Annotated in this window: 22 protein-coding genes and 2 tRNA genes; 9 read left to right on the top strand and 15 right to left on the bottom strand. The window is 39.4% G+C overall.

What is annotated here, in order from left to right; all coding sequences use genetic code 11:
* Window positions 1-4: 4 nt before the first annotated feature.
* Window positions 5-736 (bottom strand): FadR/GntR family transcriptional regulator, encoded by a 732-nt coding sequence (locus I6E78_RS14450; RefSeq protein ID WP_192532103.1) that lies wholly within the window; start codon window positions 734-736, stop codon window positions 5-7.
* A gap of 403 nt (window positions 737-1,139) precedes the next feature.
* Here I6E78_RS14450 and I6E78_RS14445 point away from each other — a divergent pair, with 403 nt between their 5' ends.
* On the top strand, window positions 1,140-1,583 hold the full coding sequence (locus I6E78_RS14445; RefSeq protein WP_197182771.1) for a hypothetical protein: 444 nt from the start codon (window positions 1,140-1,142) through the stop codon (window positions 1,581-1,583).
* Window positions 1,584-1,892: 309 nt separating this feature from the next.
* Here the strand turns inward: I6E78_RS14445 and I6E78_RS14440 are convergent, their stop codons facing one another.
* From I6E78_RS14440 to I6E78_RS14420, 5 genes are all read right to left on the bottom strand, one after another.
* Window positions 1,893-3,413, bottom strand: a complete 1,521-nt coding sequence (locus tag I6E78_RS14440) for a catalase (RefSeq protein ID WP_197182770.1) — start codon at window positions 3,411-3,413, stop codon at window positions 1,893-1,895.
* 414 nt (window positions 3,414-3,827) lie between these two features.
* Window positions 3,828-3,904 (bottom strand) — tRNA-Val (locus I6E78_RS14435).
* 120 nt (window positions 3,905-4,024) lie between these two features.
* A tRNA-Val gene (locus I6E78_RS14430) sits at window positions 4,025-4,101 on the bottom strand.
* Between the two features lie 114 nt (window positions 4,102-4,215).
* Window positions 4,216-5,268 carry a DUF3080 domain-containing protein gene (locus I6E78_RS14425; protein WP_197182769.1) on the bottom strand — a complete coding sequence of 351 codons (1,053 nt, stop codon included), beginning with the start codon at window positions 5,266-5,268 and terminating at the stop codon, window positions 4,216-4,218.
* Window positions 5,246-6,601: an MATE family efflux transporter gene (locus tag I6E78_RS14420; protein WP_011328411.1), complete on the bottom strand. Its 1,356-nt coding sequence runs from the start codon at window positions 6,599-6,601 to the stop codon at window positions 5,246-5,248. Before I6E78_RS14420 ends, I6E78_RS14425 begins: the two co-directional genes overlap by 23 nt.
* Before the next feature lie 171 nt (window positions 6,602-6,772).
* On the opposite strand from I6E78_RS14420, the gene I6E78_RS14415 reads away from it, so the two are divergent.
* On the top strand, window positions 6,773-7,399 hold the full coding sequence (locus I6E78_RS14415; protein WP_197182768.1) for a riboflavin synthase subunit alpha: 627 nt from the start codon (window positions 6,773-6,775) through the stop codon (window positions 7,397-7,399).
* On the opposite strand, the gene I6E78_RS14410 is transcribed toward I6E78_RS14415, so the two are convergent.
* Both I6E78_RS14410 and I6E78_RS14405 read right to left on the bottom strand, forming a co-directional pair.
* Window positions 7,396-7,599 (bottom strand): CPXCG motif-containing cysteine-rich protein, encoded by a 204-nt coding sequence (locus I6E78_RS14410; RefSeq protein ID WP_011328409.1) that lies wholly within the window; start codon window positions 7,597-7,599, stop codon window positions 7,396-7,398. The genes I6E78_RS14415 and I6E78_RS14410 overlap by 4 nt on opposite strands.
* 135 nt (window positions 7,600-7,734) lie before the next feature.
* Window positions 7,735-8,595, bottom strand: coding sequence for a fructosamine kinase family protein (locus I6E78_RS14405; protein WP_197182767.1), 861 nt, complete (start codon window positions 8,593-8,595; stop codon window positions 7,735-7,737).
* A gap of 109 nt (window positions 8,596-8,704) precedes the next feature.
* Between I6E78_RS14405 and I6E78_RS14400 the strand changes: the two genes are divergently transcribed.
* From I6E78_RS14400 to I6E78_RS14385, 4 genes are all read left to right on the top strand, one after another.
* Window positions 8,705-9,397, top strand: a complete 693-nt coding sequence (locus tag I6E78_RS14400) for a hypothetical protein (protein WP_011328407.1) — start codon at window positions 8,705-8,707, stop codon at window positions 9,395-9,397.
* A 115-nt stretch (window positions 9,398-9,512) separates the two neighbouring features.
* The gene (locus tag I6E78_RS14395; RefSeq protein ID WP_011328406.1) at window positions 9,513-10,298 is read left to right on the top strand and encodes a hypothetical protein; all 786 of its coding nucleotides are present in this window, start codon (window positions 9,513-9,515) and stop codon (window positions 10,296-10,298) included.
* Window positions 10,299-10,398: 100 nt separating this feature from the next.
* The gene (locus tag I6E78_RS14390; RefSeq protein ID WP_058373548.1) at window positions 10,399-11,781 is read left to right on the top strand and encodes an amidohydrolase; all 1,383 of its coding nucleotides are present in this window, start codon (window positions 10,399-10,401) and stop codon (window positions 11,779-11,781) included.
* 12 nt (window positions 11,782-11,793) lie between these two features.
* Entirely contained in the window at window positions 11,794-13,035 is a 1,242-nt protein-coding gene (locus tag I6E78_RS14385) for an amidohydrolase family protein (RefSeq protein ID WP_197182766.1), read from the top strand.
* A 154-nt stretch (window positions 13,036-13,189) separates the two neighbouring features.
* Here I6E78_RS14385 and I6E78_RS14380 read toward each other — a convergent pair whose 3' ends face one another.
* Complete coding sequence (locus I6E78_RS14380; RefSeq protein WP_197182783.1) at window positions 13,190-15,412, bottom strand: NADP-dependent isocitrate dehydrogenase; 2,223 nt, start codon at window positions 15,410-15,412, stop codon at window positions 13,190-13,192.
* Between the two features lie 797 nt (window positions 15,413-16,209).
* Complete coding sequence (gene cspD, locus I6E78_RS14375; RefSeq protein ID WP_011328402.1) at window positions 16,210-16,428, bottom strand: cold shock domain-containing protein CspD; 219 nt, start codon at window positions 16,426-16,428, stop codon at window positions 16,210-16,212.
* Between the two features lie 209 nt (window positions 16,429-16,637).
* Here cspD and clpS point away from each other — a divergent pair, with 209 nt between their 5' ends.
* Together clpS and clpA are read left to right on the top strand one after the other, a co-directional pair.
* Window positions 16,638-16,946 (top strand): ATP-dependent Clp protease adapter ClpS, encoded by a 309-nt coding sequence (gene clpS / locus I6E78_RS14370; RefSeq protein WP_011328401.1) that lies wholly within the window; start codon window positions 16,638-16,640, stop codon window positions 16,944-16,946.
* 68 nt (window positions 16,947-17,014) lie between these two features.
* Window positions 17,015-19,276 carry an ATP-dependent Clp protease ATP-binding subunit ClpA gene (gene clpA, locus I6E78_RS14365; protein ID WP_011328400.1) on the top strand — a complete coding sequence of 754 codons (2,262 nt, stop codon included), beginning with the start codon at window positions 17,015-17,017 and terminating at the stop codon, window positions 19,274-19,276.
* Window positions 19,277-19,486: 210 nt separating this feature from the next.
* Here the strand turns inward: clpA and infA are convergent, their stop codons facing one another.
* The 4 genes from infA to trxB all read right to left on the bottom strand — a co-directional run bounded on the left by infA (window position 19,487) and on the right by trxB (window position 22,257).
* Window positions 19,487-19,705, bottom strand: a complete 219-nt coding sequence (gene infA / locus I6E78_RS14360; protein WP_002962494.1) for a translation initiation factor IF-1 — start codon at window positions 19,703-19,705, stop codon at window positions 19,487-19,489.
* Window positions 19,706-19,795: 90 nt separating this feature from the next.
* Window positions 19,796-20,500, bottom strand: coding sequence for an arginyltransferase (locus tag I6E78_RS14355; RefSeq protein ID WP_041454455.1), 705 nt, complete (start codon window positions 20,498-20,500; stop codon window positions 19,796-19,798).
* Window positions 20,493-21,209 carry a leucyl/phenylalanyl-tRNA--protein transferase gene (aat, locus tag I6E78_RS14350; protein ID WP_011328398.1) on the bottom strand — a complete coding sequence of 239 codons (717 nt, stop codon included), beginning with the start codon at window positions 21,207-21,209 and terminating at the stop codon, window positions 20,493-20,495. Before aat ends, I6E78_RS14355 begins: the two co-directional genes overlap by 8 nt.
* A gap of 97 nt (window positions 21,210-21,306) precedes the next feature.
* Window positions 21,307-22,257, bottom strand: coding sequence for a thioredoxin-disulfide reductase (gene trxB, locus I6E78_RS14345; protein ID WP_011328397.1), 951 nt, complete (start codon window positions 22,255-22,257; stop codon window positions 21,307-21,309).
* Window positions 22,258-22,545: 288 nt separating this feature from the next.
* Here trxB and pssA point away from each other — a divergent pair, with 288 nt between their 5' ends.
* On the top strand, window positions 22,546-23,871 hold the full coding sequence (gene pssA, locus I6E78_RS14340; protein ID WP_197182765.1) for a CDP-diacylglycerol--serine O-phosphatidyltransferase: 1,326 nt from the start codon (window positions 22,546-22,548) through the stop codon (window positions 23,869-23,871).
* A gap of 117 nt (window positions 23,872-23,988) precedes the next feature.
* Here pssA and ald read toward each other — a convergent pair whose 3' ends face one another.
* The gene (gene ald, locus I6E78_RS14335; protein ID WP_179807343.1) at window positions 23,989-25,110 is read right to left on the bottom strand and encodes an alanine dehydrogenase; all 1,122 of its coding nucleotides are present in this window, start codon (window positions 25,108-25,110) and stop codon (window positions 23,989-23,991) included.
* Window positions 25,111-25,173 lie beyond the last annotated feature (63 nt).

Genomic DNA, 25,173 nt, shown 5'->3' with positions numbered 1-25,173 from the left:
TAACCTAGTGGGTTAAATGGGTAATAGAATACAATCCACGGGTTTCATCTGTTTTACGTTTTATCTCTTCAAGCGCTTTAGCTTCACTCGCTGCAAATAATGCGTTAATTAATCGGTTAAAGTGGTTATGCATTGCTTTTCTTGCTGCTGATGAGTCATGCGATGCAATTGCTTCGTATATAGCAGTGTGTTCTTGTATTCGTTGCTCGTTACTTTGCGAACAAACATCTTCATGAGCCGAGATAATTTCAGGTTCGGTTAATCTCAACTTCCAAAGATTATTAATTGTTAAAACAATAGCGTTATTGCGGGTTGATTGCGCGATAATTTCATGAAAACGTTGATCGGCTGCATTCGCAGTTTCAGCAATACGCATGTCATCAAGTGTTTGTTTTAACAACGCTAACTCTTCACTTTGTATCGTTGCGGCAGACAGTGCTGCAGCCTCTGCTTCAACCAAAGCACGGGCTTGAGTTAGCTCAAATGCACTAATTGGTTTAGCGAAGCTTTCTGACTTTTTAGTGTCAGTAACAAAAACACCAGATCCCGTTTTTACTTCAACGCGCTCTCTGACTTCAAGTGCAATAATTGCCTCGCGTATAGTTGGGCGGCTTACTTGGTGAATTTCGGCTAACTCACGCTCTGCTGGTAACCGTGTACCTACAGGATAAATACCTTGAGCTATCGCGGCTTCTAATTTTTCAACAATTGTCCAAAAACGTCTGCGCCTTTTCATTTTCATATCCTCTGATTTAAATTGTTGTAAATTCATAATGTTGCCACAATAGAAAATTAATAAGGCTACTTTACGCCTACTTTGTAATCGTAAGTTAATTGGTAATTTTATAATACTAATTGGTAAGATAACTCCCTTCAAGAAGCTTGTCAAATTGGCTTCACTTTTCATGTAAGGTATTGATATACATTTCTCTATTGATAAATACCTAGCGTATTATTGCAAACAAAAACGCATTTATTAATCAATCTTATTTACAAATAAATCTAAGGCATAATGCTGTGGTTTGAGGTAGCCTATTCAACACTTTAAAAATGCATTTATAAGCAATTAAAAATTTAGCGATTAAATACATGGTTTATTTAAAGCCATAAGTTAAATATATAAATAAAAGGAGTTTAGTATGAAAAGTTATAAAGCGTTCCCGCTTGAAGTTAAAAATGACATAGCAGATTCAATTAAAAGTCAGTTTGGTGATACTTTTTCAAATGATTTAATTTTAACCTTTATTCGGGTAATGGAAGAGTCAACATTTGTTGAAGTTGACTTTGCGGATTTATTAGCACTTTTAGCCGAGTGTAAACATGGTTTTAAAACCTTTTCTAATCAAGATACGTTAACTGAATTTGTTAAATCAAATCAGTACACACCAAAGGCTTTATTTGGGCATAAAAAGTTGCTTGAAAACTCCGAGACTAATTTTATGGATGACTTTTCTGATAGTGTAAATAAGCTTAAACAGCTTGTAGCAGATGATGGTTTTTTATATGTGTCGGCTGGCTTTAATCAAGACTTAAGCGAGCAGCAAAACGGTTTTGAGTTTTTTATGATTAGCTGTCATGAATAGAGAAGGTTAATTATGTAGTGGAACTGGTATAAGGGAGAATATACAAGTGCATTATTTAAATGGGTTATATAAATTAAACCACAGACTAAGGTTAACTACATTTATTACTGCTGTAATTAGCTGGCTTTTTGTTAGAAAAGCCAGCTAGCAATAACTGCGTTTTAGCATAAAACTCACAAATAGACCGGGTTACACTATTAAGCCAATAAAATCATTTGCCCTTTAAGGGCAGCAAATATTACAAAGCATCCTTGCTTATCAAAACTGTGTTTCTAGCTGTAATATCAAAATTTAGATATAGCTAATAGTTTATAAGCAGCCAGGTAAATGTTTTGCAGGGTCTGTTTCACGTGCTTTTATTGCATCAGCAACCGTCATTCCAAGGGCTTTAGCAACACCTTCACCATAGGCAGGATGGCACTGATTACAGTTACGAATATGACGATATTTAATAAAGTCATAGGTATCACCCATTTGTGCCGCCGTATTACTAAATAGCGCTTGTTTTTGCTCATCATTCATTAAGTTAAAAAGAGCGCGTGGTTGGCTAAAGTAGTCGCTATCGTCTTCACGGAAGTCGTAATGTTTAGCATCGCCATTAATTTTAAGTGGCGGCTCAACATATTGTGACTGCTCTTGCCACTGGCCAAAGCTATTAGGTTCGTAGTGTGGCCTTGCGCCATAGTTACCATCAACACGGCCTTGTCCATCGCGCGCATTGCTATTAACAGGGCAGCGAGGTTGATTTACCGGCACTTGATTATGATTCACACCTACACGGTAGCGCTGTGCATCAGCGTAGTTAATTAAACGGGCTTGTAGCATTTTATCTGGTGATACGCCAATTCCAGGTACTAAATTACTCGGTGCAAAAGCAGCTTGCTCTACGTCAGCAAAGTAGTTATCAGCGTTTTTATTTAACTCATACTCACCTACTTCAATCAGTGGGTAATCAGCTTTAGGCCATACTTTAGTTAAATCAAAAGGATGATACGGCACGTTATCAGCTTCGGCTTCAGGCATAATTTGCACATACATTTTCCATTTAGGGAAGTCGCCGCGCTCAATCGATTCAAATAAATCTTTTTGATTACTTTCACGATCCATAGCAACTATTTCAGCAGCTTCTGCATCGGTTAAGTTTTTAATACCTTGCTGTGTACGAAAATGAAATTTCACCCAAAAGCGCTCACCGGCTTCATTCCACAAACTATAGGTGTGTGAGCCAAAACCATGCATATGTCTATACGAGGCAGGTATACCACGATCACTCATTACAACCGTTACTTGATGGAGTGCTTCAGGTAATAAAGTCCAAAAGTCCCAATTGTTAGTTGCAGAGCGCATATTAGTACGAGGATCGCGCTTTACCGCTTTATTCAAATCTGGGAATTTAAGTGGATCACGTAAAAAGAATACAGGGGTATTATTACCAACCATATCCCAATTGCCTTCTTCGGTATAAAACTTTAATGCAAACCCACGAATATCACGCTCAGCATCAGCAGCGCCACGTTCACCTGCTACCGTACTAAATCGAGCAAACATTTCGGTTTTTTTACCAACTTCGCTGAATATTTTTGCACAAGAATACTTACTAATGTCGTTAGTAACAGTAAATGTGCCAAACGCGCCAGAGCCCTTTGCATGCATACGGCGCTCTGGAATAACTTCGCGTACAAAATTTGCCAGCTTTTCATTTAGCCAAACGTCTTGAGCAAGTAATGGCCCACGCTTACCAGCGGTCATACTATTTTGGTTATCAACAACAGGCGCACCGCTGTTAGTGGTGAGAGGGGTATGGTCAAAAGGACATCTTTTATCACTCATACAATTGCTCCTTTAATGATTATTTAGAATGAAAACAAAATACACTGATTACTCAATACTATACTAATAGCCCAAATAGTATAGTACGAGAATTAGCCGAGATAGATCCCTGTAAAAAATGGTATTTAAATTTTTATAAAAAGGCTTTTAGAATAGGCTTATCTTTGATAGCGAAACATGCAAATCAAATTATCATTAAACAAAGCTTTAGTTGCAGCCAAAGTTTATACTTTTAGTAATTATGCTTAAGTATTAAGTATTAAGTATTAAGAATTAAATAAACTACTTGGGGTATTTAACTGCTTGAAATGAAAGAGTTAGCTGGTGTGATTGAGTTGGTTTTAACCGTAGAGCTTTAGAGTAGGTGAGCAAGAGTTGGGAGTGTTCTTTTTAGATGTTCTCATTACTTTGAATTGGTACGACCGAGTGGATTCGAACCACCGACCTCTACCATGTCAAGGTAGCGCTCTAACCAGCTGAGCTACGGTCGTACAATTTTTTTAGGATTCTTAAATGTTGGTACGACTGAATGAATTGAATCACTGACTCTTGGACCGGGTGATCAAGAGTAGGTAGTGCTCTTTCCTTCAATTATACTTTTTCTTAAATGTTGGTACGACTGAGTGGATTCGAACCACCGACCCCTACCATGTCAAGGTAGTGCTCTAACCAACTGAGCTACAGTCGTATTACTTTAATTTAAGCTAAGTGCTAACTAGGTAGCACGGGCGCTAATATATAGCGTGATGGGAGTTGGATCAAGCAGCTTTATAGTTTTTGCGTTTATTTGCCGTTTTTTTATTCATATTGGGCTGATTTCACACGTTTTATAAAAAACTTGCCACCAAAGTACATGGTTTTTAGCTGAGTATTTTAGTTGGTTCAATAAGTTACTGTTTGCATTGGGCTGGAGTAAATTATTAATTGGTTTGCTGGTGATTGCTGTTTTATACCAAAGTTGTTGATATAGCGGTTGCAGGGTTTCTAAGTAGCCGGCGAGCTGTGCTTGGTAAGGTTGCACTTGTCCTAAGTAATATTTTTTAAAGATATTATTTACAATTTGCGCTTGGTTATTATTTTTACCTGCTTGGCATAGCTGGCTAATATTTATGGTGTTTATAAATTGGGTAGCACTGTTATTTAGGGCTATTTGCGTTCTTGCTGATTGAATTAGCTGCTGGTTAAACTGGTATTTATTAAGCTGCTCTAGTGCGGCAAATAAATGCTCGGAGTTTATTTGTGCAAACTGCTGCTTGGTTATTTGTTGTTTAATATTTACCAGCTTTGTTACGGCATTTACTGTGTCGCTAAAGCCTGCTGGGGTTATTGAAAGCTCTCGCGAGCTCAGTTGCCAAATGCGATTAAGCTCGGACTCTTTATAGAGCATGCTATTAAAGTAGTGCATTAAGTTATTTTGTTTGTGTTCGGTTGCCGCCAAAATCTTTTTATAAATAGAAGAGTCTTTTTCAAGCGAAGTTAAGCACTGCTGCGCACTTTGTATAAATTTTATTTGATAGATTAATATGCTTGCCGCTGTGGCGGTTTTACCGAGTTGGTTATTATGCTCGCTAATGAGGACGTTAAGTTTGCAGTGGCTTAAACTGGCAAGTTGAATAATGCCCAAGGTGATGTTGCTATCACTTAATACAGTTAATGGTATTAAGCTTAGTGGCACTAGCGGTTTTGGTGTTACTGGCTGTAAATCAAGCGTGTTAGCTAGTCGCTGGATATAAGTATGATTTGCATTACTGGGCTTATCGCTACAAGCGGTTAATGCAATAAAGCACACTACCAATAAACAGATTATTGGCAGTGGCTTTACTAATAGCCGTTTAAGCTTGCAAAGATGGTTCATATTTAAAACGTCTATGTACTGTGTACATTAACAATACAGCAGCGAGTGTTAAGCCAACAATAATGCCCAACCAAAAACCATGTGGGCCCATTGCTGGGACGATTAAGTCGGTTCTGGCTAATACATAGCCTAGTGCAAAGCCAACTAACCAATACGATACAAATGTAATATATGAAATAGGTGCGGTGTATTTTAATCCACGTAATATGCCATTTGCAGCAACTTGTAGTGCATCAGGTAATTGATATATACAGGCTAAAATCATGATTGATGAAGCCAGTGCCAGTACTTCGGGGCTGTCGCTATACAGTTGGCTTATTAAATCGCGGCCTAAAAAGGTAGTTACGGCAACAAATAGGGCAATGAGCGCTGCCAGTATATAGCTAGTTGAAACAGCAACTTTTAGTTGTTTTAAATGGTTTTGACCATATAAGTTACCTATGCGTATGCTTATAGCAATAGAAAGGCTAAGCGGCATCATAAACAATAAAGTGGTAACACTGGCGGCAATTTGATGGCCAGATACGGCTACGGCGCCTAAATGGGCTATAAATAATGGAATGCAGGCAAATAAGGTTACTTCAAAAAAAGTAGCTAATGAAATAGGAATACCCAATTTAGTGATAATGCCAATAGTGGTTAAATTAGGTTTTTCAAATGGAGTCATTAAGCCTTTAGCATCTATTTTTTTACTCATTTGGCAATAAATAACCTGGGCTATTGCCATTACAGTTAATACTAATGCAGTAGCAATACCACAGCCTGCGCCGCCATAAGCGGGTAGGCCAAATAAGCCATTAATAAAAATATAGTTAACCGGAATATTAACCGCTAAACCTAACAGACTGATATAAAAAGCGGGTTTGGTCATGCCCATACCTTCGGTCATATTTCTGTAAACGGTAAAAATTAAAAAGCCAAACACTCCCCATTTAACAAAGCGAATATAATCACTGGCAAGTGTTGCTATAGCAGGGCTGGTGTCGAGTTTTAAAATAATAATATCGGCAAATTGAGCAATACCAAACCCAGCAATACATAGCAGCGCAGTTAAATATAAAGCTTGTTGAAAATAATGGCTGATGCCTTTTTTATCGTTGGCCCCCGCAAACTGTGCAATAACACCGGTTAAAGCGAGTAAAATACCTTGCAGTGCAAGTAATAATGGGTTCCAAATACCAGTGGCAATAGATAAAGCAGCTAAATCAGTTGGGCTTACTTGGCCTGCCATTATCGTATCGACGACAGACATTAAAACAAGGGTAACCTGAGCTAAAAAAACGGGGATGGCAAGGGAAAGTAAGCGTTTAGCTTCCCAATTACTAAATGTCATAACAAACAGCTAAGAAATAATACAGGGCATAATTGTAATCTATTGCGGGGTGCCAATCCATTAAGATAATTATTAAGAGTGCATGATTTTATAACTTGATACGTTAAACTAGAGGCTATTAAGCAGCAAAGGCTTAACAGCCCCAATTTTGTAATAAACTTAAGAGATTATATGTTTACAGGAATTATACAAACCCAAGCGAGAGTCGTGTCGGCTAACCAAGTAAATGGCGTGATGCAATTAACCATAGCGGTTGAAAAGCAATATATACAGCAACTAAATTTAGGGGCGAGTATTGCTATTAATGGCTGCTGTTTAACGGTTGTTAAAGTATTAGCAAGTGATGATGATTTAATGGCGCAGGTATATTTTGATGTGATTGATGAAACACTCAAGTTAACTAACTTAGGTAAGCTTGAACTGGGCAGTTTAGTTAATTATGAGCGTTCAGTAACCTTTGGTACTGAACTTGGCGGGCATATTGTATCTGGCCATATTCACTGTACGGCTAAAGTGGTGCAAATAGTTAAACAGCAAAGTAATTATAAAATGCAATTGCGCATACCGCCGCAGTGGCAAAAGTATGTATTGTATAAAGGTTTTGTGGCTATAAATGGCGCAAGTTTAACTGTAGGTAATGTTGATGAGCAGGGCTTTTGGCTGCACCTTATTCCCGAAACCCTCGCTATTACCAACTTAGATGCAGCTAAGCTAGGTGATGAGTTTAATATTGAGGTAGATCAGCAAACCTATACCATAATAAATACGGTCGAGAACTACTTGCGTCAGCAGAGTTAAAATATTTGTTCGTCGCCGCTATCTACATGTAATTCTAGTTTATTACGAGCATGGTCAATGTGCATGTTTAAATGAATAGGGTTACAACAGGCGCTGCACTCTTCTATGTAGTCTTGATCTCCCATGCTGGCATCTAAATCTAAATGAATATGATGCCCGCAGTGCGGACATGAAATACGTTGCGATACAAAGTTTTTCATAATCACTCCATGTACATTATTAAGTAGGCTTTCAATAATATAATTACACTAATTAATCACTTACTTAATGCTATTGGTATAAGCTCAATATAGTCGGGATTAAATGTTTACTGCGTTTAATTTAGTTTATTAGGATTACTTTATTAACCTTTCTATGTGTTGTTTTGCTTGGGTAAGGTAATGCCCCGCAAAAATATTAGCGTGGTTTAAAATAGGGTAAAGCTGGTATATTAATTTACGTTGCTCAAAACTTGCTAGCAACGGATATTGTTGATTATAAGCGCTGTAAAAATCATCTGGCAGTGGTGAAAATAGCTCGCTCATGGCTATATCAACCTCTCGGTCACCATAATAACAGGCAGGGTTAAATATACTCGGTACTGTATTTATAAACCCTACATTGCCACGCCAAAAATCGCCATGTAATAATGATGGCTCTACGGGGTGGCTGTGTAATTGCTCTTTTACTAAATTAATTAATCGCTCTGGCTCTATAAATATAATGCCTTTTTCTGCCAATAATTGTAATTGCCAGCCTATGCGCTCTTCGGCGTAAAATATATACCACTTTTTATGCCAGCTATTAGGCTGTACTGTAGTGGCTAAATAATTATCTACATCAAAACCAAACATGGCTTGCTGATGCTTTTGATGCAACATTGCTAAGCCTTTTCCCATTGCGTTCCATGTGGGGTGTGGTTGTTTGTCAAATTCTAACCACTCTAAAACAATAAACGAGAACTCTATATTTGCACCTGTTGTAATGCAATCAGGCACTATAAACACCCCGTTTTCTGTGAGCAGCTTTAAACCAAGCGATTCGCTTTCTAGGCGCTCAAGCTCATTTTTTAACGCTACTTTTACTAAATAGTTGTGCGTACCATTGGTTATATGAAAAAGTTTGTCTGTGTTGGTGCTCTGAAGTTGCTGTTTATGAGTATGTTTAAAGTCATAATGTATGGCTTGGCTTATTTGCTCGTTTACTGTTTTCCACATAACAATTGCTCGCTTTTTAAACCGATACTTAAACTATGGCAAAAAGGTATTAATTTAACAAACTAATCGTTGTAAAATTAATGCCATAAATCACTGAAATGGAATAAAAATGAATAAAAGTTTAATAACCAATTTGCTAGCGGGTATATTTGTTGTTCTCGGCTTTATATTTGATCAGGCAATTGTGCTGTCGGTTGGTTTATTTGCACTCTCTGGAGCAGTGACTAATTTATTAGCTATTCATATGCTGTTCGAAAAAGTACCTTTTTTATATGGTTCGGGAGTAATCGCGTTAAAGTTTCAAAGCTTTAAAGTAGCAATAAGAAACTTAATTTTAACTGAGTTTTTTTCAGAGCAAAAAATTAATAGCTTACTCAGCAAAGCGCAACCTAATATCGACTTTGAACCAATAATAAATAATGTTGATTTAAACCCCGCATTCGACAGTTTACTAGAGGTAATTGAGCAATCTCAGTTTGGCAGCATGCTTGCTATGTTTGGTGGCAGTGCGGCGGTTGAGCCAATGCGTGAAAAATTCATTGAAAAAATGCAACTGTCGCTTGGAGAAATATCTCAAACTGATAACTTTAAAGCCTTAGTTAGTCAAACACTTTCGCAAAGTAATAGTGCTGAAAGTTTACACAATACAGTGCTTAAATTAGTTGATGAGCGCCTTGATGAGCTAACCCCTAAAATGGTTAAAGAGATTATTCAAACCATGATCCGCGAGCATTTAGGTTGGTTAGTTGTATGGGGCGGCGTGTTTGGTGGATTGTTTGGGTTAATCGCAGCCGTGATTTAAATATAGTCTGAGCTATAAGATAATTTTATTAAAAGTATTTTATAGCTACTGACATATTTTTTCAGACTGTTATTATCGCCCCCTAATTTTTAGTGTTTAATTAAAAGGAGCCACTGTGAGTAAAACGCTAGCCAGTTATTATCAGCAGGCGTATGCATGCGACCAACAGCACTTTAACCAATGTTTTTATTGTGGCTGTGAAGCGACAGAGCGCGACCATTGTCCGCCATTACACATGCTACAAAGCATTATTGACCTAGGTGAAGAAGCCGACTTTGTATCAATACCGGCATGTTATGAGTGCTATGCGCTACTACATAACGAAAGGTTAATGACGATAGATGAGCGCTTTACTAAAATGAAAAAAAAGCTTTCTAATAAATACGCTAAACCACTGCGTGTTTATAACATGTGGGAAGAGAGTGAACTGGGTGATATGAGCGACGAGTTTGCGCACAGCATTCAAGCGGGTATGAAACTAGGTAAAGAAGCCGCAGAGCGCTTAGCATTTACTGGCTTTAGTTACGCCACTGAAGAGGCTAAGGTCACAGTGCGGGAAAAAACCAAAGAATTTGACGTAGAAGGCATGTTATTTACTGATTTTAAAGAGGCACTAAGCTACTGCATTACCGACTTAAATGTTGATAAAAGTGATTTTTATAAAATATTGGTTGAAGACTATCAAGGTGATTTTAACAAAGCACTTAGCCAGTATCGTCATCGGCATGACAAAGTAACTGCCGCTAAAGATGGCAACACGTTAATTAAAGATTTTTCAAAGCTGCACAAACAAAACTCTGATTTTGTAACTCGCACTGTTAAACACTTTATGGAAAAAGATCCAGTGTTAACAACCGAAGGCGCACTAGAGAAACTTTATAACAATTATATAAAAAAGTAATTACAGCAACTCATCTCAATTTATTGGTTTTTGGCCTGTTTTTTTAGCTTTATTAGTTAGCTTTAGCTAAAGTAGCAAAAAAACAGGAGAACCGAATAACATGCAAAAATTTGCTCCCTCATTGTTAGCTATTGGCTTAGCAACTGCACTTGTTGGTTGCCAAGAAAACGGCCCACAAGACGATAAAATAACAATAAACAAAAACCCTTACCCAAGTACTTATAAAGTAGTTGCTACATCAAGCACGCTGATCACTAATGCCACTGTATTAACTGGTACGGGCGAGCGCTTAGATGATACCGATGTATTACTTGTTGATGGTAAAGTACAACAAGTAGGCAAAGATTTAACTGCATCAGCAGATACCACAATTGATGCTCAAGGCAAGTGGGTAACACCGGGTATAATTGACGTTCACTCACATTTAGGTGCATATCCAAGTCCCTCGGTTGAGTCGCATCAAGACGGTAACGAAATGACCAGCCCAAATACAGCAGAAGTATGGGTAGAGCACTCTATTTGGCCACAAGATCCAGGCTTTAACCGTGCTCGCGAAGGCGGTATTACCTCACTACAAATATTACCTGGCTCTGCTAACTTGTTTGGTGGGCGCGGCGTAACACTTAAAAACGTACCAGCGCATACAATGCAAGCAATGAAATTTCCAGATGCGCCGTACGGCTTAAAAATGGCGTGTGGCGAAAACCCAAAACGCGTTTATGGTCGCAAAGGCACGTTACCGTCAACCCGTATGGGGAACATGGCCGGTTACAGAATGGCATGGGCCGAAACTGTAGAATACAAACGCGCGTGGGATAAATACGATAGCGATTATGCAGCGGGTAAAAACCCAGCAGCACCTACCCGCGATATTAAATACGATACATTGCGAGGAGTGTTAGAGGGCGAAGTGCGCATTCATAACCATTGCTATAAAGCAGAAGAAATGGCGATGATGATTGACCTTTCAAAAGAATTTAATTATCACGCGGGTACTTTTCATCATGGTATAGAAGCCTATAAAATTGCCGACATGCTAGCTGCAAACGGTTCATGTGCAGCGCTTTGGCCAGACTGGTGGGGCTTTAAAATGGAAGCCTACGACATGGTGCAAGAAAATGTGGCCATTGTTGATGCGGTTAAAAACTCGTGTGCGGTAGTTCATTCTGATTCAGATACGACTATTCAGCGCTTAAACCAAGAGGCCGCTAAGGTAATGTTCCGCGCTAATCAAAATGGTTTTGATATTTCGGAGCAGCACGCAATTAAGTGGATCACCGCTAATGCGGCAAAATCACTAGGAATTGATGATAAAACAGGCTCACTCGAAGCGGGTAAGCAGGGCGATGTGGTTATTTGGAACCAAAGCCCGTTTAGTGTTTACGCTAAAGCTGAGCAAGTGTTTGTTGATGGTGCAAAAGTTTACGATAGAAACGACAGCGCGTATCAAGCAACAAGTGATTTTATGTTAGGTCAACAATAAGGAGCACCCAGAATGAAAAATTTATCACGTTCGTTTTCGCTTTCTCTGGTTGCTGCAGGGTTATTAGCATCAGGCGCGGTTAATGCGCAGTCACTGGCAATTATTAACGCTACATTACACACCTCAACAGAGCAAGGTGTGTTAGAGGGCGCGAGCATTGTAATGACTGATGGCAAAATTTCTGCCATTAATCCAAGCGCTGTAAAAGCCGATAAAATTATTGATGCTAAAGGCCAAATAGTAACGCCTGGCTTTATTGCCAGTATTAACCAGTTAGGTTTAGTTGAAGTGGGTGCTGTTGCAGGCTCACGCGATGGCGGCGATGAAAAAGCCGGTATTGATTTTGATGCAAGTTTAGCTTTTAACGGCCACTCGGGGTTAATTCCTTACGCACGTAAAGGCGGAATAACGCGCGATGTGATCACCCCACAGGGCGGTGAGAGTATTTTTGCAGGCCTTGCAAGTGTAGTTGATTTAAGTGGTAGCTTTGAAAGCGTGCTGCAAAAACAAGTGGCACTAGTGGTTAATTTAGGTGAACGTAGTAAAGGCTCGCGTGCGTTTACTTTGCAAACACTTATAAATAAGCTAGATGAACATCAAACTAAAGCCGGTAAAAAAGCTAAAAAAGATGACAAAAAGCCAACCGCCGAAGATAAAATAATGGTTAAAGTACTTAGCGGTGAAATGCCATTAATCGTTAATGTATCTCGCGCTGCCGATATAGTTGAGCTTATTAAAGTAAAACAGCAGTTTGGGATTAACTTAGTACTTAATGGTGCGCAAGATGCTGTCGTAGTTAAAGATCGTTTAGCCAAAGCAGACATTCCAGTGATCATTAGTGCTATGGATAGTTTACCTGGTAGTTTTGACTCATTAAATGCGAGTTTAAATAATGCAGGTTTACTTGAAAAGGCCGGCGTAAAAGTACTGCTAACAGTGGGCGGCGATGCCAGTCATAACGTTTACCAACTACGTTTTGATGCGGGTAATGCTGTATCGTATGGTATGAGCCAGCAAGGCGCATTAAAAGCAGTTACAGCGAACGTGGCTGAGGTATTTGGCATTAATGCAGGTAGCCTAGCAGTAGGTAAAGCGGCCGATGTGGTTATGTGGAGCAATGATCCGTTTGAGCTTAGCAGCCACGTGAGCAAAATGTTTATTAATGGGGTTGAGGTATCTACACAATCTCGCCAAGATAAACTGCGTGACCGTTACACAACTGAGTCAAGTATGCCACGCGCATATACTAAATAATCAGAGGCTAAGCTAAAAACCCTATATATTAGGGGTTAAAGCTACTATTAAAAAGGCCGCTATTTTATAAATAGCGGCCTTTTTATTTGTAAAATTTAGACACAAAAAAGCCGCTTACTTTTGCAAGTAAGCGGCTTTTAAATTTAATTCAATATTATACTAATTTAGCTAAAATATCGTTAAAGGTAGTGCTTGGACGCATCGCTTTAAAAGCAGCATCGTCGTTAGGCTGGAAGTAACCGCCTAAATCTACCGCTGGGCCTTGCGCGTTGTTTAGCTCACTAACAATTTGTTCTTTGTTAGTTTCAAGGTCGCTAGCAATTTGCGTAAACTGCGCTTTAAGTTCGCTGTCGTCATTTTGCTTAGCAAGTTCTTGTGCCCAAAATAAAGATAGGAAGAAATGAGAACCACGGTTATCAATTTCTTTTACTTTACGTGAAGGCGACTTGTTTTCTGCAAGGAAAGTACCAGTTGCTTTATCTAGGGTATCAGCAAGTACTTGTGCCTTGTTGTTACCTGTAGTTACGCTTAGGTGCTCAAGCGATGCAGCAAGTGCTAAAAATTCACCTAAAGAATCCCAACGTAAGTGGTTTTCTTTTTCGAATTGTTGCACGTGCTTAGGTGCAGAACCACCTGCACCAGTTTCAAATAAGCCACCACCGTTCATAAGTGGAACAATTGACAGCATTTTAGCACTTGTACCCAACTCTAAAATTGGGAATAAATCTGTAAGGTAGTCACGTAAAACGTTACCTGTTACAGAAATAGTGTCTTTACCTTCTTTAATACGCGCTAAAGAGAATAAAGTTGCTTCAAGCGGTGCTAAAATTTGAATATCTAGGCCAGCTGTATCGTGCTCTGGTAGGTATTTATTTACTTTTTTGATTAGCTGCGCATCGTGTGCACGGTTTTCGTCTAACCAGAAAATAGCAGGAACGCCAGTTGCGCGTGCACGGTTTACTGCAAGCTTAACCCAATCTTGGATTGGTGCATCTTTAACCTGACACATGCGCCAAATATCGCCTTGCTCAACGCTGTGCTCAAGTAAAGTAGTACCGTTTGCATCAACAACACGGATAGAACCATCTGCTTTAGCTTCAAACGTTTTGTCGTGTGAACCGTATTCTTCAGCTTTTTGCGCCATAAGGCCAACGTTTGGAACGCTACCCATAGTTGTTGGATCAAACGCACCATTTTCTTTACAAAAATCGATAGTTGCTTGGTAAATACCTGAGTAACAACGATCTGGAATTACAAAGCTAGTGTCTTGTAATTTACCATCGTTATTCCACATTTGACCGCTTGAACGAATTGCAGCAGGCATAGACGCATCGATGATCACATCACTTGGTACGTGTAAGTTTGTAATGCCACGGTCAGAGTCAACCATAGCAATAGCAGGGCGGTTAGCGTAAACAGCTTGAATGTCTGCTTCAATTTCTTCGCGCTTAGCGTCATCTAATGTTTGAATTTTAGAGTACACATCGCCTAAACCATTATTTACATCAACACCTAGCTCTTCAAAAAGTTTACCGTGCTTAGTAAATACATCTTTGTAGAATACTTTTACAGCGTGACCAAAAATAATTGGATCAGATACTTTCATCATTGTCGCTTTCATGTGAAGCGAGAATAAAACGCCTTTTTCTTTAGCAGTATCAATTTCAGCAGCTAAGAAAGCTTGCAGTTTAGCAGCGCTAATGCTTGATGCATCAATAACTTCGCCAGCTAAAAGCGGTGTGCTTTGTTTAAGCACAGTAACGTCGCCGTTAGTTGCAACATGTTCAATACGCACATCAGTTGCTGTATCAACTGTTACTGATTGCTCAGAACCAAAAAAGTCGCCTTCGCTCATGCTAGCAACGTAAGATTCAGAATCTTTGCTCCACGCACCCATTGAATGCGGGTTGTTACGTGCATATTCTTTTACAGAACCAGGTGCACGACGATCTGAGTTACCTTCACGTAGTACTGGGTTTACTGCACTGCCTTTAATTTTGTCGTACGCAGCTTGAATTGCTTTTTCTTCATCGTTTTTAGGCTCAACAGGGTATTCTGGAAGTGCATAACCTTTAGCTTGAAGCTCTTTAATTACCGCGCGAAGCTGTGGTACAGAGGCGCTGATGTTTGGTAATTTAATAATGTTAGCTTCTGGTGTTTTAGCCAGTTCGCCAAGTTCAGCCAGTGCATCGTTAATACGTTGTTCTGGTGTTAAATAATCAGGGAAGCTTGCAATTACACGACCTGCTAATGAAATATCGCGAGTTTCAACTTCAACACCTGCCGCATTTGTATATGCTTGGATGATAGGTAGCAACGAGTAAGTTGCGAGTGCCGGAGCTTCGTCCGTTTTTGTATAGATAATTTTTGATGTCATCATCATTCCTAGATAGTTGGCCATAACGACCATATTCAACAATGCAAAGAAATCATTGCCACCAGTATTGGTAATACATTAAAGCGTTAATAATGGAGCAACGAGCAGTCAGTTAGGTGTTTATTGCCCTATATTTATATAAAGCAAAATAGTCACACCTGACCAGCTAGTACCGTATTTATAACTAAACATTTAATAAAAATAAATTAGCCTTTAGGCTAGCGTTAATACGTTATTTTTAGGGTAAAGAGTGTAACAAGCTTGGTTTAAAAGGGCTAGTTTTTGCAAGCACCATCCAAGTAGTTATACCAATTGAATTAAAAACATTGATCGTTCTAACGGACTAAAGTTTCATAATGGCATTAAAATTTTCATATAGAATAACTATACATTTAAATTTATGCTTAATTATTAAGCTTTTTTACTTGTCGCTATAGTAAATGCCAATTTTATTAAAAATATGAGCATGCTTGCGTATTAAATGACTTATTGGTTACTTTTAAAATAACTAAGGTAAAACAATGGGATACATTGTTTAACCCTATTGTTAAGCCATTTTTTTTGCGCCGAAATTACTCATTAATTTAATGTTATTGGTATGCCCGTGTATTTAATACAAATTGATATTTAACATTCAATACAGAAAATATTGGGGTAGATAAAATAAATTCAAGGAAAAGGGTTGAATTTGCAGATAATGAGGCTATTAATACAGAAGAAGAGATGATAAAAAAGATGTTGAAGGAATTAAGCGAGGATCTAAGCAGGTCACTCGCTTTAGTAGAACAAAATAACAGTCACTCAATAATATCACCGTTAGGCGCTATATTTTTAGCATGTAAGCCTTTAGGGCCTTGTTCTAATTCGAATGTTACATCTTGACCAGCTTTAAGTGTTTTATAGCCGTCCATTACAATTGTTGAGTAATGAGCGAAAATATCATTCTCGCAGCCGTCTTCTACGATGAAACCGAAACCTTTGGCATTATTGAACCATTTGACTTTACCACAAGCCATACTTCTACATCCTTCTATAAGTTCACTAATTTAGTTAATCTAAACTGTATAATTTGCTAGACTGACTAAGGTTTAATCAATCTATGTTTGACTGTAGTTTATTTAGCCAGTCAGTCAAGTGTTTTGATCTATTTATTAACATTTTATTTATTTTTTTATTCAAGTTTGCTTGAGTTACAAAGACAAGACTATATTTAATTATGAGTGGTATGAAAGATTCAGGTGTTATAGACATCGTTCGCGACAAGGAAAAGCAAAAGCTGCAACCACCGCGAAAATATAAAGTTGTTTTAAATAACGACGATTACACGCCGATGGATTTTGTGATTGAGGTCCTGATGACGTTTTTTAATATGGATAGCGATAGAGCAACCGACGTGATGCTGCAAATTCATCAACAAGGGAAGGGGATCTGTGGCGTATTTAGCTCAGATGTAGCCCATACAAAAGCTGAACAAGTTAACCGGTATTCAAGGGATAACGAGCATCCACTGCTATGTAGTTGTGAGCAGGAATAAATACCAAACGAATGATCTTTCGTTCGATTGTAATGGTATAAAATTATTATCTCTGTAAGGGGTTGCCAATGCTAAATAAAGATTTAGAACTTACTTTGAACAGCGCGTTTCGCGAAGCGCGTACACGTCGTCATGAGTTTATGACGGTAGAACACCTTTTACTTGCGCTTTTGGACAATCCATCTGCTGGGGAAGCGCTAAGTGCCTGTGCAGTAAATGTTGCAGAGTTAAAAACTGAACTACTTGAGTTTATTAACGAAACCACGCCGGTTATTCCAGATTTAGAAGAAGAGCGTGAAACTCAGCCAACTCTTGGTTTTCAACGTGTATTGCAACGTGCTGTTTTTCATGTGCAATCATCGGGTAAAAACGAAGTGACAGGCGTAAACGTGCTGGTGGCTATTTTTTCTGAACAAGAAAGCCAAGCAGTCTATTTACTTAAAAAACACGATATATCACGTCTCGATATTGTTAATTTTATTTCGCATGGCATTGCCAAAGGCGATGATGAATTAGGCGATGACACCGACGATATTCACGAAGACGTACAAGAAGTGCAAAGCGAAGAAGCAAGCAAGCTCGACAGCTTTACCACTAATTTAAACGTACAAGCGCTCGAAGGCCACATTGACCCATTAATAGGGCGCGATAGTGAAGTAGAGCGTACTGTACAGGTGTTGTGTCGTCGTAAAAAGAACAACCCACTATTAGTAGGCGAAGCAGGTGTTGGTAAAACAGCAATTGCAGAAGGCTTAGCGTATCGTATTGTAAATAAGCAAGTACCCGAAGTAATTGCCGATGCAGTTGTTTACTCGCTTGATATGGGCGCATTATTGGCAGGTACTAAGTACCGTGGCGATTTTGAAAAACGCTTTAAAAGCTTACTAAAAGAGTTGCAAGCACAACCGGGTTCTATTTTATTTATTGATGAAATTCATACCATTATTGGTGCCGGCGCGGCATCGGGTGGAGTTATGGATGCATCAAACTTACTTAAGCCGCTACTCTCTAGTGGGCAATTACGCTGTATGGGTTCGACAACTTATAACGAGTACAAAAATATTTTTGAGAAAGACCGTGCTTTGGTACGTCGCTTTCAAAAAATTGATGTGCTTGAGCCGAGTGTTGCCGATACCACTAAAATATTAAATGGTTTAAAAGAGCGTTACGAAGCGCACCATGGCATTCGTTATACGCAAAAAGCATTAAAAGCAGCGGCAGAGCTAAGTGCAAAATATATTAATGAACGCCATTTGCCCGACAAAGCAATTGACGTAATTGATGAGGCCGGTGCAAGCCAACGTTTATTGCCTAGCTCTAAACGTAAAAAAACCATTGGCGTTGCCGATATAGAAAACATTGTGGCTAAAATGGCGCGTATTCCACCGCAAAGTGTGTCATCTAGCGACAAAGAAACGCTAAAAAACTTAGACCGCAATTTAAAAATGTTGGTGTTTGGGCAAGATCAATCTATTGATGCGCTTACATCGGCTATTCGCTTATCGCGCTCTGGTTTAGCCAACGAAGAAAAACCGGTAGGGTCGTTCTTATTTGCAGGCCCAACAGGGGTAGGCAAAACCGAGGTAACTAAACAGCTAGCTAAATGTATGGGTGTTGAGTTTATTCGCTTTGATATGTCGGAGTACGTAGAGCGCCATGCAATAAGTCGACTAATTGGTGCGCCACCAGGTTATGTTGGTTTTGAGCAAGGTGGGTTACTCACTGAAGCGGTAATTAAAAACCCGCATGCGGTAGTACTGTTAGATGAGATTGAAAAAGCGCACTCAGATATTTACAACATATTGCTGCAAGTAATGGATCACGGTACATTAACTGATAATAACGGCCGCAAAGCCGATTTTAGAAATGTAGTCGTGGTAATGACCACCAATGCGGGCGTGCAAGAAACAACGCGTGCGTCAATTGGTTTTAGCGAGCAAGACCATACGCACGATGCAATGGGTGAAATTAATAAAGTATTTTCACCAGAATTTAGAAACCGCTTAGATAACATTATTTGGTTTAATCACCTTGATAAAGACGTTATTTTACTTGTGGTTGATAAGTTTATTGTGGAGCTTCAGGCGCAACTGGATAAAAAGTCAGTTAATCTTGAACTAAGTGCTAAAGCACGAGAATGGTTGGCTGACAAAGGTTACGACAAAGCGATGGGGGCACGTCCTATGGCACGTATTATCCAAGAGCAGCTTAAAAAACCATTAGCCAACGAAATACTCTTTGGTGAACTTGTTGAAGGCGGTACGGTTAAAGTATCGGTTAAAGATAAAAAAATTCGCTTTGATTATCAAAGTGATTTAACACCAGCTTAGTTTAATATTCGCTAAATGAGTTAAATAAAAAGGCCTGCTTTTAAAAAGCAGGCCTTTTTTGTAATGTTTTATAGACAACAAAAAACCCAGCAAGGCTGGGTTTTTTGTTTATTAAATGTAATTGCTAGTTAATATCCATCAATTACATTTAATAAACGCTTAAAGCTAGTGAAACACTAGCCAAAAACTAAATCTCGTTTACGCACTTACTTAGCGAGCACGGAATACGATACGACCTTTCGATAAATCGTAAGGAGTCATTTCTACCGTTACTTTATCGCCGGTTAAAATACGGATATAGTTTTTGCGCATTTTGCCTGAAATATGAGCCACAACTACGTGACCATTTTCTAGCTCAACTCGGAACATTGTATTTGGTAAAGTATCAAGGACTGTCCCTTGCATTTCGATTACGTCTTCTTTCGCCATGTTTAGCGTAACACCTCTTTAATAGTTAAACGCTGCAGATTCTGCCCAAAATACGCCAATAAGTAAAGGCGCAGCGGCTATTTTTGCAAATTAAATAGTCAACCACTGGTCTTTGACTTGTTTTTGCGCCGGTAAAAATTGCGTTTTGTAGTTCATTTTAGGACATTCGTCTATTTGGTAGCCCAAGTACACGTAGTGCTTATTTTGTGCTTTAGCAAATATTAGCTGCTGTAAAATCATCACAGTACCCAAACTATACTGCTCATAGTCGGGGTCAAAAAAAGTATAAATAGCTGAAATAGCCTTGTCCATACAATCAGTTACGGCAACCGCAACTAAATTGTCTTGATCCCAAAGTTCTATAAAAGTGATGTTTAACCAACTGCATAATAAAAAACTCTGAAACTGTGTTTTATCAGGAGGATACATACTACCGTCTTGATGGCGCAAACTAATATATTTACTGTACAGCGCGTAGTATTGCGGGCGCTCTTGGTTAGAATATTTAACTTCAAAGCGTGTTTTTGCTTTGTTTAGTTTACGTTTGTGCGATTTTGTCTCAATAAACTCTTGTGCTAATACACGTACAGAGCTACATGCGCTGCAAGTTGGACAGTGCGGGCGGTAAATTTGGTTACCGCTGCGACGAAAACCTAACGCCAGCAAAGACTCAAATTTATCGCTGCTGTAGCAACTTGGATCAAGAATGACCAATAACTGCTCTTGGCGGTTGGGTAAATAACTACAAGCAAACTCTTGGCTTAAACCAGCGCGTGCAGGAATATGTTCATTCATAAATAGCGTTAAGCTCCTGTGGTATCCACATAGCAGGGTCTACTTTATAATTTTGCGCTGCGTGTAGTTTAGCTAAAAATGCAGGGCGTGGGATCACTGTCGCCCCTAACGACATTAAATAGGGGTTTTCGAGCTGACAATCAATAAAATGCGCGTTATGGCGCTTAAGCCAATTAACCAACGCCCACATAGCCAGCTTAGAGCAGTTTGTTTGATGATGAAACATCGACTCGCCACAAAAAACACCATTTTGCATAATGCCATATAAGCCACCTGCAAGCTCTCCCTCGCGCCACACTTCTACACTATGAGCAATGCCTGCGTTATGGGCGTTAATGTACGCAGTGAGCATGTCAGAGGTGATCCACGTACCATCGGTATCAATGCGTTGCTCGCAGCATGCTTCAATCACTTCAATAAAGGCATTATTTATAGTAACGGTGACCGGGTGCTTTTTTAAATGCTTGCGCAGGCTTTTACTAATATGAAAATTATCGAGCTCTACAATGCCGCGCTCACTGGGCGACCACCACATTATTGGCTCGTCTTCGCTAAACCACGGAAATATACCATTATTATAAGCGTTACTTAGCCGCGCTAAACTTAAATCGCCACCAATAGCGAGTAAACCGTCGGGGGAGTCGAGAGCGCACTCTATAGGTGGAAATGCTATATCGGTATTACTTAGCTGGTACAGCTGCTTTTTCATACAATACTTCAATAAAAACGAATAACAAAAGTGTAACTATAATTTAGACATAAAAAAAGGCTGATTTATCAGCCTTTTTCACTAAACACTTAACAGCTTATAGATTATCTAAAAAGCGCTCAGCATCTAATGCTGCCATACAACCTGTTCCGGCTGAAGTAATTGCTTGGCGGTAAATATGATCCGACACATCACCAGCGGCAAATACGCCTGGTACGCTAGTTTGTGTAGCGTTGCCATTAAGGCCCGACTCAACAATTATATAGCCGTCTTTCATCTCTAGTTGGCCAACAAACATATCGGTATTTGGCTTATGGCCAATAGCAATAAATACGCCCGCTAGGTCTAACTCTTCGGTTGCATCAGAGTTTGCATCTTTAATACGCACACCGGTAACGCCCATTTGGTCACCTAATACTTCGTCAAGCGTACGGTTGTAATGCATTACCACATTACCGTTTGCTGCTTTTTCAGCAAGGCGGTCGGCTAGTATTTTTTCACTACGGAAACTATCACGACGGTGAATTACATGCACTTCATCGGCAATGTTAGATAAGTAAAGCGCTTCTTCAACAGCTGTGTTACCGCCGCCAACAACCGCTACTTTTTGTCCTTTATAGAAAAAACCATCACAGGTCGCACACGCAGATACGCCACGGCCTTGAAAATTTGTTTCTGACTCTAAGCCTAGGTACTTAGCAGACGCGCCTGTTGCAATGATAAGTGCGTCACAGGTGTAAGTGCCTTGGTCGCCAGTTAAAGTGAAAGGGCGTTTAGACACGTCTACTTTATTTATGTGATCAAATATAATTTCAGTTTCAAAGCGCTCAGCATGCTCTTTCATACGATCCATTAACGCAGGACCAGTTAAGCCATGCGCATCGCCAGGCCAGTTTTCTACTTCGGTAGTGGTGGTTAATTGGCCACCTTGTTGCATACCAGTAATTAATACTGGGTTTAAATTTGCGCGGGCTGCGTAAACTGCGGCAGTGTAACCAGCGGGGCCTGAGCCTAAAATAAGTAACTTACAATGTTTTGCTTCAGTCATGGTTTTTTCCTAAACGTTTAATTCACTCTGTAATGCGCTCGATTCTAAGAAAAACAAGCAGGAAGTAAACAAAATCCGTGATTAATTTTTTTAACAAATTTTAAAGCTGTGCAATATTGTGTACTTAAAATGGAGTAATTTATGTCTAATAAGTAAAATTAGTTCAATAAACAGACTAATACGCAACAAAACTGCGTTAATTCATGACCGGTTTGATTTTTTTTGATATGTTTTACCTAATTTTGATTTGTCACTGAAAGATTATGTGACCTAAGTGAATAGGCAACTATGTTATTTTGGCAGGAAAAACCCGCATTTGGGTTGACTTCAAAAGACCTTAACGTCTTAACCAATGCGCAAGACTACCGTACGCAATTGCTACGTTTAATTGCCAACGCAAAAAAACGAATTTATATAACCACGCTTTATTTACAAGATGATGAAGCCGGACGTGAAGTTTTAGAGGCACTGCACCAGGTGTCATTAGCTAACCCAGCGCTTGAAATAAAAGTGCTGGTAGATTTTCATCGCGCGCAACGTGGCCTTATTGGTGCCGAAAAATCTGAGGGGAATGCCAGTTTATATTGTGATTACCTCGAAAAGTTTCAATCGAACGTGCAGGTATACGGCGTACCAGTAAAAGCGAAAGAGTTATTTGGCGTATTGCATTTAAAAGGTTTTGTGATTGACGACACCTTGCTTTATAGCGGCGCGAGTATAAATAATGTGTATTTAGAGTATAACGACCGTTATCGCCTCGATCGTTACTTTTTAGTTACGCAAAACGCATTGTGCGATGCTGTAATAGACTTTATTGAAACAACATTACTTAGCTCAAATGCAGTGCCGCGTATTGATAGCCGCCCGCTGCCAAAGCTTAATGACTTTAGATTAGATCAAAAGCAATTAATGCGTGATTTAAAAACAGCAAGGTATAACAGCGCCGAGCTGCATAATACTCAGTCCTTAGGTATTCGTTTGTTTTTAGGATTAGGGCGACGCAATAACGAACTTAATCGTTTAATTAAAACCATGTTTGACGCCACCGAGCAAGAGCTAGTGTTGTACACGCCTTACTTTAATTTTCCGGCGCCATTAATGCGCTCATTACGCCGCTTATTAAAACAAGGTAAGCAAGTCACTATTGTAGTAGGCGATAAAACGGCTAACGACTTTTATGTACCGCCTAGCGAGCCATTTAGTAAAATAGGCGCGTTGCCGTATTTATACGAAACTATTTTGCATAAATTTGTTAAAACACAAAAACGCCATATTGATAACGGTAATTTAAACGTTTATCTATGGAAGCACGACAGTAATTCGTTTCATTTAAAAGGCATTTGTTCAGACAGAAAAGTACATTTACTCAGTGGTCATAACCTTAACCCGCGGGCGTGGGGACTAGATGTTGAAAATGGTATTTTAATTGAAGATCCACAACAAACAATAATGCAAGATATTGACAACGAAAAGCAAGAAATTCTGCAGCACTGTCGCCGTTTAACTGGCCCAGATGATTTAGAAACCATGGACGATTATCCGCAAGCGGTTAAAAAGTTACTTGGCCAAGCAAAACGTGTAAAAGTAGATTTTATAATTAAACGTTTTATATAAGCTTATAAATTTAAAATCTATACAACAAAAAAGCAGCTAATAGCTGCTTTTTTTGTTTGCACTAATGTTTACTCTAAAGCACTCAAGTAAGTTAATGCTTGAGTGCTTTACGCTAAATTAAACGTTTTCTAGCGCAGTACGAGGATCAACATATTCCATGTTAAACGCCTCAGCTACTTCTTTGTAAGTTACTTGGCCTTTTATTACGTTTAAGCCTTTTAAGAAGTGAGCGTCGTCAAGCAATGCCTTTTTATAACCTTTGTTTGCAAGGTTAATAATAAACGGCAAGGTTGCATTGTTAAGTGCAAACGTAGAAGTACGTGGCACAGCGCCCGGCATATTAGCAACACAATAGTGAACAACGTCATCAACAATGAACGTAGGATCAGCATGGGTAGTTGCTTTAGAGGTAGCAATACAGCCACCTTGGTCAATGGCAACGTCAACAATTGCAGAGCCTGGTTTCATGGCTTTAATGTGCGCAGCAGTTACTAGTTTAGGTGCAGCTGCACCTGGAATAAGTACACCACCAATTACTAAATCTGCCTCTAGTACGTGTTTTTCAAGTGCGTCGGCAGTTGAGTAAATAGCGCGTACTTTGTTGCCAAACTGTGCGTCTAGTGCGCGTAATACATCAATGTTACGATCAAGTATTACTACGTTTGCACCTAAACCAACCGCCATAAGTGCAGCGCTACGGCCAACCATACCGCCGCCAATAATAACTACTTTAGCTGGCTCAACGCCCGGTACGCCACCAAGTAACATACCACTGCCTTTATTTATTTTTTCAAGCGCTTGTGCGCCTGCTTGAATAGACATACGACCTGCTACTTCACTCATAGGTGCTAAAAGAGGAAGGCCACCGCGAGAGTCTGTGACTGTTTCGTATGCAATACAAATTGCTTTGCTTTTAACTAGGTCTTCAGTTTGTGGTAAGTCAGGGGCAAGGTGTAAGTAAGTGAAAAGAATTTGATCTTCGCGCAGCATGGCACGCTCAATCGCTTGTGGCTCTTTTACTTTAATTATCATCTCGGCTTTTGCGAATACATCAGCAGGTGTTGCTAAAATTTCAGCACCGGCTTGTACGTAATCGTCGTTAGTAAAGCCAATGCCCATACCCGCATCTGTTTCCACTAATACTTGGTGGCCGTGATTAACGAGCTCACGAACACTAGCAGGAACCATACCTACGCGGTATTCATGGTTTTTAATTTCTTTAGGTACACCTATAATCATAATTTTGCCTTGTTAGAACGGGATAAGTTTTTTCACTATTATATTCATGAGTTGCTAGTGTGT

This window comes from Pseudoalteromonas sp. NZS127, assembly GCF_015864805.1.
GTDB classification, from domain to species: domain Bacteria; phylum Pseudomonadota; class Gammaproteobacteria; order Enterobacterales; family Alteromonadaceae; genus Pseudoalteromonas; species Pseudoalteromonas nigrifaciens.
This window is presented reverse-complemented; position numbering and strand designations above follow the sequence as displayed.